This window comes from Bacteriovorax sp. Seq25_V (assembly GCF_000447795.1).
GTDB lineage: Bacteria > Bdellovibrionota > Bacteriovoracia > Bacteriovoracales > Bacteriovoracaceae > Halobacteriovorax_A.
Genome location: NZ_AUNI01000015.1, coordinates 464,198 through 476,174, shown reverse-complemented (window position 1 = coordinate 476,174; position 11,977 = coordinate 464,198). Strand labels below are relative to the sequence as shown.

10 protein-coding genes are annotated in these 11,977 nt (G+C 37.8%); 8 read left to right on the top strand and 2 right to left on the bottom strand.

The window, feature by feature from the left end; all coding sequences use genetic code 11:
• The first annotated feature begins 9 nt into the window (after positions 1 to 9).
• From queC to M900_RS10010, 3 genes are read left to right on the top strand one after another with little or no spacing between them, the layout of a single operon-like run.
• Positions 10 to 708, top strand: coding sequence for a 7-cyano-7-deazaguanine synthase QueC (queC, locus tag M900_RS10020; protein ID WP_021274756.1), 699 nt, complete (start codon positions 10 to 12; stop codon positions 706 to 708).
• A complete protein-coding gene (locus tag M900_RS10015; protein WP_034732230.1) occupies positions 701 to 1,390 on the top strand; it encodes a hypothetical protein in 690 nt (229 codons plus the stop codon). Before queC ends, M900_RS10015 begins: the two co-directional genes overlap by 8 nt.
• A gap of 18 nt (positions 1,391 to 1,408) precedes the next feature.
• Positions 1,409 to 2,866 (top strand): hypothetical protein, encoded by a 1,458-nt coding sequence (locus M900_RS10010; RefSeq protein ID WP_021274340.1) that lies wholly within the window; start codon positions 1,409 to 1,411, stop codon positions 2,864 to 2,866.
• Between the two features lie 23 nt (positions 2,867 to 2,889).
• On the opposite strand, the gene M900_RS10005 is transcribed toward M900_RS10010, so the two are convergent.
• Positions 2,890 to 4,182 carry a CapA family protein gene (locus tag M900_RS10005; RefSeq protein WP_021274627.1) on the bottom strand — a complete coding sequence of 431 codons (1,293 nt, stop codon included), beginning with the start codon at positions 4,180 to 4,182 and terminating at the stop codon, positions 2,890 to 2,892.
• 18 nt (positions 4,183 to 4,200) lie between these two features.
• Complete coding sequence (locus M900_RS10000) at positions 4,201 to 5,703, bottom strand: L,D-transpeptidase (RefSeq protein WP_034732228.1); 1,503 nt, start codon at positions 5,701 to 5,703, stop codon at positions 4,201 to 4,203.
• A gap of 242 nt (positions 5,704 to 5,945) precedes the next feature.
• On the opposite strand from M900_RS10000, the gene M900_RS09995 reads away from it, so the two are divergent.
• The 5 genes from M900_RS09995 to M900_RS09975 are packed head-to-tail and all read left to right on the top strand — an operon-like array spanning position 5,946 to position 11,418.
• Positions 5,946 to 7,547 carry an ABC transporter substrate-binding protein gene (locus tag M900_RS09995; RefSeq protein ID WP_021274774.1) on the top strand — a complete coding sequence of 534 codons (1,602 nt, stop codon included), beginning with the start codon at positions 5,946 to 5,948 and terminating at the stop codon, positions 7,545 to 7,547.
• Positions 7,548 to 7,550: 3 nt separating this feature from the next.
• The gene (locus M900_RS09990) at positions 7,551 to 8,567 is read left to right on the top strand and encodes an ABC transporter permease (RefSeq protein WP_021274650.1); all 1,017 of its coding nucleotides are present in this window, start codon (positions 7,551 to 7,553) and stop codon (positions 8,565 to 8,567) included.
• A gap of 16 nt (positions 8,568 to 8,583) precedes the next feature.
• The gene (locus M900_RS09985; RefSeq protein WP_021274495.1) at positions 8,584 to 9,477 is read left to right on the top strand and encodes an ABC transporter permease; all 894 of its coding nucleotides are present in this window, start codon (positions 8,584 to 8,586) and stop codon (positions 9,475 to 9,477) included.
• 14 nt (positions 9,478 to 9,491) lie between these two features.
• The gene (locus tag M900_RS09980; protein WP_021274739.1) at positions 9,492 to 10,457 is read left to right on the top strand and encodes an ABC transporter ATP-binding protein; all 966 of its coding nucleotides are present in this window, start codon (positions 9,492 to 9,494) and stop codon (positions 10,455 to 10,457) included.
• Between the two features lie 19 nt (positions 10,458 to 10,476).
• Positions 10,477 to 11,418: an ABC transporter ATP-binding protein gene (locus M900_RS09975; protein WP_021274712.1), complete on the top strand. Its 942-nt coding sequence runs from the start codon at positions 10,477 to 10,479 to the stop codon at positions 11,416 to 11,418.
• Positions 11,419 to 11,977 lie beyond the last annotated feature (559 nt).

Sequence of the window (11,977 nt, the reverse complement as noted above, 5' to 3'; positions counted from 1 at the left end):
AGGAAGTATATGTCAAAGTCGAAGGAATTAGCAGTTGTATTAGTAAGTGGTGGAATGGACTCATTAGTGAGTGCTGCCATTGCCAATGAGGCCCACGAGCATCTTGCTTTCCTTCACTTAAACTATGGACAAAAAACAGAAGAGCGTGAGCTTGATTGTTTTCATAAAATTGCTGATCACTACGGAGTTGATCCAAGCCTAAGAAAAATTATCGATGTAAGCTTCCTTAAGCAAATTGGAGGAAGCTCACTTACTGATGATGGAATTGATGTCAAACAATTCAAAGGCGACTCAGAAGAAATTCCTGACAGCTATGTTCCGTTTAGAAACACGCACATTATCGCGATGGCAGTTTCATGGTCAGAAGTTGTAGGCGCTAAGAAGATTTATATTGGTGCTGTTGATGAAGATTCTTCAGGTTATCCAGACTGCCGTCCAAGCTACTACGCGGCTTACAACAACCTTATCAAAGAAGGAACGAAGGCCGGAGATATTTCAATTATTACTCCTGTAATAAGTCTTAAAAAACATGAGATCGTAAATAAGGCCCTAGAGCTTAAGGCGCCACTTATCCACTCTTATTCTTGTTATGCCAGAGGAGATAAGGCCTGTGGAGTTTGTGACTCTTGCGCGCTAAGATTACGTGGCTTCCAAAAAGCTGGCGTGGAAGATCCAATCGAATACGTCACAAGGCCAAACTATGCTTAAGAGATGTTGGTTTTATATCCTCATCTCTTTCCTTGCTTCGTGTGCCACGACTAAGCACTATACTTACAAATCACAAAATAAACTTTACAGTACTGAACATGGTTTTATGTATCGTTTAAAACATACTCAAAAACCTGTTACCTATTATTATAATTTCGATTATACAGATGATACCGAATACTTAAAACTTCATCTGCTCATCGAAAATAACTCGAATAAAGACATTATATTTTCAACAACAGGTGTTTCCCTAACTGCCAATGGAGAAACGACCCTCCCACTTGATAAAGATCTAATCTTAAAAAACTTAAGAGCCGAGATTAAGTCAAAACAAAATGATGTGAACTTTAGAAGTGATGTTCAACTTCTAGACGATCTCTCAAGTACACTTCACCTACTCGCAACGAGTTCAACGGATCCCGAATATATTGAGAAACAAAAAGAAATCAAAGAGAAAGAGAATCAAATTGAACAATCTGCAAGAGAGATCAGAAACCTCAAACAACAATTAAATATCATTAAACTCGGTATGGCCGAAAAAGAACTTAATATCGCACCAAACTCTAGCTCTTACTCATTCATTTATCTCGATCCTTCAGCTAAAATACTAGAAAGTAAAGAAGCTCGACTAAAAATAACCGACGAACTTCCTCGGGTTCCATTAACTCAACTCCAAGAGTAAAACTCCGAAAAGAACTCTATGAGAAGAGTTCAACTATTAATAATTTTACTATTACATTCATTTACATTTTCCACAGATTTTACAAGTGGTCCATACGGTGGTGGCTATGGTGGTGGCTATGGTGGTGGCGGTATCGGAATGGGTGGCGGTTTTGGCATGGGAGGAATAGGTATTGGCTTTCCTGGTATAAATTCAGATGGTGCTCCAGAACTTCAAGACGATCCTATGACAATTGAGATGATTGCTGCAAATATTACTTTCATATCAGGGAATGATCAGGAAGTTGACGTTAAATCAGAGGCCCTGAAAAATTTAATATCGATGTACAAACTTGATGATAGTAAAAATCAACAAATCTTTGAAAAATCACTAAGTCGCGCCTACGAAAAATTGGCAATGAAAGATATCAATTGGAATTATGATGAAAAATCAGGGCTAATGAAAATTAATGGCTATCATGAACACAATCGTTTTGAGGACTTGCAAAAGCTGCTCGATCAAACAAACGTCGCTCAACCATCTGGTTACACAGATGCCTATCTCTTAAAAGAAGCACGAGATAATTCAAATACTCCAGAAGAATACTTCAAAGAGCTTCAAAAAAGATTCTCTCCAGGAAGTGATATTTACGCCAAAGCGCTTAAAGATGGATTCTATAATTTTTCAATGAATATGAATGACTCAAAAGCATTTATTAAAGAGATGGCAAAGGGTGAAATTGATCAAAATTTTCTAGGCTCTCTTTTACAGGGACAGCTATACCTTGATGCCACAGGCTTTCAAGAAGTAAATGGATTAACTGAATTAATTGCCGAACATTATGATTTCAGTACGAATTTAATGATGGGAGAAAATATTCTTTGCTCCCAAGTTGTCGGAAGAAAAATGGGGCTTAACTTTAAGCAGCAAATGACTGAACCACAGTTTGACTTTAGAACTAGTATGACCGTAGAAGAGAAAGAAGCCTATGAAGTCATGCAAAAAATACAAGACAAGACAATGATTGATAATGTTTCAAAACTTATTAAACTTGGTGCTGATGCAAATATAACATGCCAAACAGGAGATACTGTTGCTGAGATTATTGAAGAGCTAAGAGATGCTGGTGTTATAGACGAATATGATCTGCAATTCGATCACACTCCATCAAGCGAGCCATGCCTCCCTGAAATTGATACGAGTGATCTCGTTGGTCTTTGTGATGTTGCCAATGCGACAGGTTCACTTTCAAATCAGATTCAACAAAATGATAGAATGATTCCAAAACTTAAGGCCAACAATGGAACAATGGTTTATGTTGAAGGAAAAGAAAAGTGCCACTTTAGATTACTAGATAAAATTGTAAAAGGAATCAATGGCGTAAAATCTAGAGAAATTTCTCTTACGATCACTGAAAACACAACTCATAAAGAAATTACAATGACATCAAAAAGTAAGGAAGATTTTCTTAAGAAGTTAGATGCCTTAATGAAATAATTAAGGCATCAAAAATATCGTCATTAACAACCAGGATTAGTGACTACTTCTTCCCCATTATAGATTAAATTTGCAGCAGGAAGAATTGATTTAATATGCTTCACCTCTTCTCTTCCCTCTCCAAAAGTTTCTGGGGATCTCGCTCTCTCATCTTTAGCCAACTCAGAGTCGAACTCAGAGAACTCTCTTTCGATAAGATCAAGCTTAATATTATCATTGTCATACTGATTAACCATTCTCATTGGCAGGGCCTTCACACCATTAATAAATGTTCCCTTGCTATTTTTAGTTAGTCCTAAGAATAGAGTTACCGAAGAACGCTGTGCAAGTTTCTTCGCAAGACAGGCTCTTTCACCATTACATTCAGACTCTTTACCACCTTGGTTAGAAACAAAATTACCAAGTGAGTAAATAATAAATCCCTCTCTACCATCTTTAGCGACAACTTTTTCCATTGGTTGTAAAACGTGAGGGTGAGAGCCAATAACAGCTGTCGCCCCCATCTCAATCCATTTACGGCCAAATTCTTTTTGAATATCATTTGGCGAATTCACATACTCATTACCCCAGTGAGGAGTGATGATAATAGCATCAACTTCTTTCTTTTGTTTTGCGATAATCTTTTGAATTCTTTCCTGCCCTTTAGTCGACTTGCAAAACATAACTTGATCGTATGGATCCACGGCACCATTTTCTTCTCTATACTTTGTATAGTTCATGATAAATGTACAACCAATCCACGCAACCTTTACTCCGTTAATATCTGTAACACGATACCAATCTTCCAGCTTATCTTTCTTCTGGTCTTTTTTATATCTTGTACCAACTAATTGGATATCTTCACTTTCAATTTCTTTTAACGTTTGATCAATTCCACGCGACTGTCTATCAAGAGAGTGATTATTAGCAGTTGATAAAATATCAAGACCACTCTTCTTTAGCTCTCTAATGATACTTGGATGATAATTAAACATTGGATATGATGAGTACACTTTGCCATCATACTTAAATCCTGGATCACGAACTTTAGCACCTGTTTTATCAGTTCCCTCAGCCGCAGGAGCCTCAAGGTTTCCATACGAATAATCCGAACTTTCAAAGTATGGTATAACTTCTTCCCAAAGGGGCTCAAAAGAATTCTCTTTTACAGCTCGTCTTTGTAAAGTCTCGTGCAACAAAATATCCCCAACCGCAGAGATTGTAATATTTTGTCCCCTCTCACATGCACGAGAGAAACTTATCCCTTCACTTGCGACCGCACTCGTTGTGATGGCCATCAGAGAAAAAGCTACACCTAATACTTTTAAGTTCTTCATATATTCACCAGTCCTATTTTATTTCTTGTACGAACCAATCTTTACGTAGCTCGGTAAAAACTCAGAGTTAAAACCACCCTTGATAATACCTTCTGCTTTTGGATGATCATATCCATCAAAAAGACCTGTATCGACATAGAATACCCCTTTAAATGCATCTGCAGGGATTTTGTATAGGTTACATTCTTTATCTTTAATTTTCTTAATATCAGAGATAAGTACATCCTTCTTAGATGTTCTATCTGCTTCGCTTAAGATAAGTCTATCAGTATCAGACTCGTCACACTGTGAAGACTTTGCACTACGTGGTTGAACAACGTGTGGGTAATTTGAGAACTCAAAAGTTCCCTCTTCTAAAATCTCATCTGAACGAAGACCACGTGATTCAACGAAATTCTTATGTGCAGAAGTAGCATCTTTATTAGTAGCTCTTACCCCATCAGTTGTAAGCGCATAATCCCACGTAAACTTAGCTTCCTTATTATAGATTTTCTTCATCGAAGCTTCATCTTGGTACTTTTCAAGTGCATAAACTTTTAAGATTGGTGTTCCAACAGGAAGTATATGTCTTAAAAATGCAATTGCCTTATTAGAAACTCTTGAACATCCTGAACTTCTAAGAGAAGTAAAAGTAGAAGCAATCTTCCCTAGGAAATCTTCTCCTTTTGCTCTCTTAATATTCTCTTCACTTGAGTCTCCCCAACCGATTGTTCCGTGTGTCCACTGCTCATTAGCGTTTGGTTCAACAAGAGCAGTGTACCAACCAAATGCTCCTCTCATCATTGACCCATCAGACTTCCATGGCATGACGTCATCTTTAAACCATTTTGACCAACTCTCATCCGCATCAGGAACAGATGGGAAGCTTGGATCGTACCAAGATGGATAATGACCACCGTTCTTATCTTGATAGAACTTATGCCATTCAAAAACTCTAAAACTACCAACTCTAGTTCTGTAAGCGAATTTCTCATCACCTTTTTTAAAACCAGCAACAAAGTCTGTTTCAAGGATAATTTTTGGAGGACAAGAGTTATCCTTACATACTCTCTGATAAACTCTTAACTTTTCTGTTGCAATATTTTGTACAACGAAAACATCAGAATCAAATTTCTTATAATCTTCATAAACAGATAAGCCGTCTAAGTTTACAAGAACTGTCTTATTAGTCATGTATCTGTCTTTAGAGTAATTAACTTTTACTAAGATTTTCCTATCAGGAGTATTTTCTGAATTATCAACGACAGTTAAACGGTCAAGACGTCCAAGAGATCTCCCTCTAACTAATTTTCCATCTTCCATCGTATAAGTTGCTTGGTATCTATCAAAGACCATGATTTCCTGGCCAATAGAAACATCTGATTTTGAACTAAACTCTACGTGTTCTGCACCACGTGCAAAACCTGTATTATCAAAATTGTTCTCAGAAATATCTCTTACATCTGGCATCGAGTAAGGAGCGGCCAAAACCTGAGACATAGAAAGTAATATTAATAAACTCTTGATATGCGAATTTTTCACAAATTCCTCCGGGTAGTTATCTAACCATCTAAGACATTATTCGATGGCAAAATACCACACCCACCAACGCATTGCATCACAAACCCGTTAGCATGAAAACTTTACACTTTTACTCGAGCTTAAACAATTGTAAGTATCTGATATCACGTTAAAATTGTCAGCTTTTTAACTCGGAGCAACTTTCAAATATCGGACCATTTCCTTATGATAAGTGCACGCAAAACTTTATGGAGACATTATTAATGAAACATTTATCACTATTTCTTAGTGCAGCCGCACTAATCACACTCGTGTCTTGTTCTGGGGGCAAAAGCAATAAAAATACTTTTGTTTATTGCTCGGAAGGTTCACCTACTGCATTCAATCCACAAGTAACAACAGATGGTACTTCAAACAATGCTTCGGCCCATACAATTTATAACAGGCTTGTTGATTTTAAAACTGGATCAACAGAGATCTATCCAAGCTTAGCTGAAAGCTATGAAGTCAGTGAAGATAAGTTAACTTATACTTTCAAGCTTAGAAAAGGTGTTAAGTTTCATACGACTAAATATTTTACTCCTACTCGTGAGTTTAATGCTGATGATGTGCTTTTCTCATTCAATAGAATGTTTGATAAAAGTAGTGAGTACCACATGATTGGTGGCGGAACTTATGAGTATTTCTCAGGTATGGGAATGGGTGATCTAATCAAGAGCATCGACAAAATTAATGATCATGAAGTTTCAATCACTCTCAACAAACCAGAAGCCCCATTCTTAGCAAATATGGCAATGAGTTTCATGAGTATTCTTTCAAAAGAATATGCAGACAACCTAAGTAAAGAAGGGAAAAAAGAAAACCTTGATACATATCCTATTGGTACAGGGCCATACATATTCCAAGTTTACCAAAAAGATAATGTTATTAAGTATGTTACAAATAAAGAGTATTTCTCAGAGAAACCAAAAGTTGAAAGACTTGTATTCTCTATTACTCCTGACGCATCTGTACGTTTTCAAAAATTAAAAGCTGGCGAGTGTCACTTAGTTATTGAACCATCTCCATCAGATCTTGAATCTATTAAAACAGAACCTAATTTAAAACTAATGTCAGGAGCAGGGCTTAACGTTGGTTACCTCGCAATGAATACGACTAAAAAGCCATTTGATAATTTACTAGTAAGAAAAGCTATCTCCATGGCCCTTAATAAGCCATCTTATATTGAAGCGATTTACCTAGGTCACGCGTCAGTAGCAAAGAACCCACTCCCTCCAACGATCTGGTCATATAACGATGACATTAAAGATTATGATTACAACGTAGACGAAGCGAAAGCATTACTTGCAAAAGCTGGTTTCCCAAATGGGTTTGAGACAACTCTTTGGACTCTTCCAGTATCTCGTCCATACAATCCAAATGGAAAGAAGATGGGTGAATTAATGCAAGCAGACCTTGCAAAAATCGGGATAAAAGTAAAACTAGTTTCTTTTGACTGGCCTACATACTTAAAGAAATCATCTCAAGGAGAGCACGAAATGCTACAACTAGGATGGTCTGGAGATAACGGAGACCCAGACAACTTCCTACACATTCTTCTTGGGTGTCAATCAGTTGAAGCAGGCTCAAACTATGCAAGATGGTGTAATGCTGACTTTGATAAACTTGTAAATGAAGCGAAGAGAATCACAGATATAGCAGAAAGAACGAAGCTCTATAGAGATGCTCAGGTTATTTTTAAAGAACAAGCACCTTGGGTTCCTATTGCCCACTCTACAGTATTTAGAGCAATGGCAAAGAATGTTAAGGGCTACGTAATCGATCCACTAGGTGGCGATATTTTTGATAAAATTGAACTTGAGTAATAAATGAGAAAATTTTTAAAAGAAAAAATATTTCAGCTAATCCCAACACTCGTTGGGATTTCGCTTTTATCCTTCATTGTAATTCGTCTCGTACCAGGTGATCCAGTCATGCTTATGCTTGGAGAACGTGGAGCAGATCCAGAAGTTTACATGGAGATGAAGAAAAATCTTGGACTTGATAAACCTATCCTTGAACAATATGCCATTTATATGAAAAATGCTGTTCAAGGTGATTTCGGGCGTTCTCTTGTGAGTAAGAGACCGGTTACAACAGAATTCTTCGACCGCTTCCCTGCTACTTTAGAGCTTGGAATTTGCGCGATGATCTTTGCAATCCTGATAGGAATTCCTGCAGGTGTCTATGCTGCAACAAATAGAAACTCTATGCCCGATTACCTCTTAATGGGAACCTCTCTCGTTGGTTACTCCATGCCAATTTTCTGGTGGGGGCTTATTCTCATTATCATCTTTTCGGTTAATCTTGGTATAACCCCAGTATCGGGGCGCCTCGATGTTCTCTTTGATGTACCAACTGTAACAGGATTACTTCTCATCGACTCTCTTAACCCAAGCGTTATTGAGATGGATGGATTTCAACCATTTATCAGTGCCCTTAGACATTTAATACTTCCAACAATTGCGATGGGAACAATCCCTCTCGCAGTTGTCGCGAGAATGACAAGATCTTCCGTTCTTGAAGTTCTTCGTGCTCCATACATTCAAACAGCAAAGGCCAAAGGTCAAAGCTATACGAAGGTAATTTGGAAGCATGCCTTTAGAAATGCTCTTATTCCTATTGTTACAGTAATCGGATTACTTTTTGGAAGTATCATCACCGGAGCAATTCTTACAGAGACAATTTTCTCATGGCCAGGAATTGGGAAATGGTTAGTGGCAAGTATTCACGCAAGAGACTATCCAGTAATACAAGGAGGGATTCTGTTTATTGCGATTATGGTTATCACGATCAATTTCATCGTGGATATAATCTACACGTATGCAAATCCAAAATTAAGATAATAAAGTTAGGGATAAAATGAATACAGATATACTAGAAGAAAAAATTACATTTAAAACACAAGCAAAAGAGTTTTGGGAACATTTTAGCGAGAACAAAGGTGCAGTAGTTGGGCTTGCCCTTGTTCTAGGATTTATAATCCTAGCGATCCTTGCTCCCCTCATCTCTCCCCATGGAGCCAGTGAAGTATTTCCAGGAATGTTAAGACTACCGCCAGTTTGGGCAGAAGGTGGTTCAACTCAATTTATTCTTGGAACAGATGATCTCGGTCGCGATGTACTTTCAAGATTAATTTGGGGTGCTCAGATTTCACTTTTTGTAGGTGTTTCAATCGTTGTCATCTCTACAGTTACAGGAACTCTTCTTGGTCTTATGGCCGGATACTTTGGCGGAAAAGTCGATACCGTCATCATGAGAATGATTGATATCCTTATGGCCTATCCAAGTATCCTTCTTGCAATTATTGTTGTTTCAGTTATTGGCCCAGGACTTACAAATGCCATCATCGCAGTAGCGCTTGTTAATATTCCATCTTTTACAAGACTCGTTAGAGCAAACGTACTTGAAATAAAGAAGAGACAATTTGTTATGGCCGCACAAACTTTTGGTGCTGGACCTTGGAGAATAATGATCAAAGAAATTCTTCCAAACTGTATGGCCACACTCATTGTTCAAACAACACTTGGCCTAAGTGAAGGTATCCTCTCTACGGCAGCTCTTGGATTCTTAGGTCTTGGTGTTCAACCACCCACCCCTGAATGGGGAATTATGCTAAGTGATGCGAGACCTTACATTCAAAGTTCTCCATGGCTTGTGACATTTCCAGGACTTTGTATTCTCGCTGTAGTTCTTGGGCTTAACCTCTTTGGAGATGGCTTAAGAGATGCACTTGATCCAAAACTAAAAAGATAATTTAAAGGGATAAAATGAATATATTATTAAAAGTTCGAAATCTTTCAATTAAGTTTCAAACGAAGAAGGGAATCATTGAAGCCGTTCGCGATGTAAACTTTAACGTTCACGAGGGTGAAACCCTTGGAGTTGTTGGGGAATCAGGATGCGGAAAAAGTATCACAAATATGGCCATAATGGGGCTTCTTGCAGAGAACGCAATCATTACAGCTGATGAGCTCATCTTCAATGGTAAAAATCTTCTGACAATTTCAACTGAAGAATGGCAACAGATTAGAGGAAAAGAAATCGGAATGATCTTTCAGGATCCGATGAGTTCACTAAATCCATGTTATACAGTTGAACAACAACTCACTGAAGTCCTTGATATCCACGAGCCAAATCTAACAAGAGAAGAAAAAGCACAACGCGTGCTTGATCTTCTCTACAACGTCGGTATCCCAGCTCCAAAAGATAGATTAAAGGCATACCCACACGAGCTATCAGGTGGGATGAGCCAACGAATTATGATTGCCATGGCCATTGCGTGTAATCCAAAACTTCTCATCGCCGATGAGCCTACAACAGCACTCGATGTAACTGTTCAACAGCAAATCATTGACCTTATCGAGTCTCTTAAAGTGAAGTTTAATATGTCTGTCATTTTCGTAAGCCACGACCTTTCTGTTGTAAAAGATATTACAGATAGAATTCAAGTTATGTATGCAGGAGAAATAATCGAGACAGGGAAAACTGATCTTGTCATTAACCAACCAAAACATCCATACACAAAAGGACTACTTGACTCTATTCCTTCATTTCATACAACAAAGACAGAAGAACTATTCTCTATCTCTGGAATCGTCCCCGATCTACACCATAGGCCACAGGGATGTCAGTTCTATGCTCGTTGTTTTAATAAGAAAGATGACTGCAATGTTTCAACTCCAAAAATTTCAGAAGTTGAAAACAGAGAAGTACGCTGTATCCACACACTATAATTTAAGGGCATAGATATAAATGGAAAATGTATTAACAGTAAAAAATTTAAAAACATATTACCCCGTCAATAAAGGACCAAATAAATTTGTAAAGGCCCTTGATGATTTGAGTTTTAGCATCAAAAAGAATCAAACAATTGGTATAGTCGGTGAATCTGGTTGTGGAAAAAGTACCCTGGCAAAAACACTAATGGGTCTCGAGAAAAGAACTGGTGGCGAAATTTATTTTGGCGATAAATCATTTGATGATATCTCCTCTAAAGAGCGCTATGGAAATATTCAAATGGTTTTCCAAGACCCACTCGACTCTCTTAACCCTAGAAAGAAAGCATGGGAAATTATCGCTGATCCTCTTTTAATTAACTCTAACGTTTCTAAAGACGAGGCATTAAAAAAAGCAAAAGAACTAATGGAGCTCGTTGGACTTAGACCAGAAGGAGCACATAAGTATCCACATATGTTCTCAGGGGGACAACGTCAAAGACTTGGGATTGCAAGAGCGCTTATCCTCAATCCAAAAGTTTTAATTCTTGATGAACCAGTTTCGGCCCTTGATGTTTCGATTCAAGCGCAGATCTTAAACCTCTTAAAAGACCTACAAAAGAAAATGGGCCTAAGCTATATTTTCATTTCTCACGATCTTTCTGTTGTAAATTATATCGCAGATGAGATTCTTGTAATGTATCTTGGAAAGGTTTCTGAATACGGTCCAGCTGAAAAAGTTTTCAAAGCACCTCAGCATCCATATACAAAGACACTTTTAAAAAGTGCTCACATCTCAAATAATGATGAAATTAAAAACTTTCCTAAACTAAAAGATGCAGAACTTCCTTCGCCTCTAAATCCTCCAAATGGGTGTTCATTTCATACAAGATGTCCACTTGCGACTGAAGAGTGTGAAAAAGGATTACCAAACTTAGATAATAAAGATGGTGTGCAAGTGAGATGTATTCTTTCTTAACTGCCCCCTCGCAGTGGTGTTAGCACTCCCAAATTCTCATTGTGATAACACATATAAATTTCCAGATGTTTCTCAAGGCATCTGGACATTTCGTCGTCCCCCATGTCTTTCTAATTAGTTTTCCAATTCCATCCCTAAGCATTGCGAAGTTATGATTCAATGTAAAAATTGGATCAAACCTTAATCTCTTTAGCTCCCCTTGACCAGTTGAACATCCTCGACCTCCTATGAATTGCTGATGAGTAGCCTGTGGTAAATAAGTTCTAACCACGGAATTATAGACACTATGATCATCAGACTGTACGAGTGCGTTTGGTTTTACACAGTTTTTGATTTCTCCAAATAAACTTCTCAACTCTCTTAGATGTTCACTCTTGCGCTTCCCATATTTTCGTCGAGATTTCTCTGCAAGCAAACCATTCGCAGGTATCCGTGCAACTCGAAAACCAAGTATTGATCGATTCTTTGCGTTTACCACCATCGAAACCGACAAAGGTTTCATCTTAGTATGCTCAATTGTAATCAGATCATCGAATTGAATATGCTCAACTTGCTTCAC

What these genes read in the sequence shown, in the direction of transcription:
- queC (WP_021274756.1), top strand. Translation starts at nt 10, where the DNA reads ATGTCAAAGTCGAAGGAATTAGCAGTTGTATTAGTAAGTGGTGGAATG.
- M900_RS10015 (WP_034732230.1), top strand. Translation starts at nt 701, where the DNA reads ATGCTTAAGAGATGTTGGTTTTATATCCTCATCTCTTTCCTTGCTTCG.
- M900_RS10010 (WP_021274340.1), top strand. Translation starts at nt 1,409, where the DNA reads ATGAGAAGAGTTCAACTATTAATAATTTTACTATTACATTCATTTACA.
- M900_RS10005 (WP_021274627.1), bottom strand. Translation starts at nt 4,182, where the DNA reads ATGAAGAACTTAAAAGTATTAGGTGTAGCTTTTTCTCTGATGGCCATC.
- M900_RS09995 (WP_021274774.1), top strand. Translation starts at nt 5,946, where the DNA reads ATGAAACATTTATCACTATTTCTTAGTGCAGCCGCACTAATCACACTC.
- M900_RS09990 (WP_021274650.1), top strand. Translation starts at nt 7,551, where the DNA reads ATGAGAAAATTTTTAAAAGAAAAAATATTTCAGCTAATCCCAACACTC.
- M900_RS09985 (WP_021274495.1), top strand. Translation starts at nt 8,584, where the DNA reads ATGAATACAGATATACTAGAAGAAAAAATTACATTTAAAACACAAGCA.
- M900_RS09980 (WP_021274739.1), top strand. Translation starts at nt 9,492, where the DNA reads ATGAATATATTATTAAAAGTTCGAAATCTTTCAATTAAGTTTCAAACG.
- M900_RS09975 (WP_021274712.1), top strand. Translation starts at nt 10,477, where the DNA reads ATGGAAAATGTATTAACAGTAAAAAATTTAAAAACATATTACCCCGTC.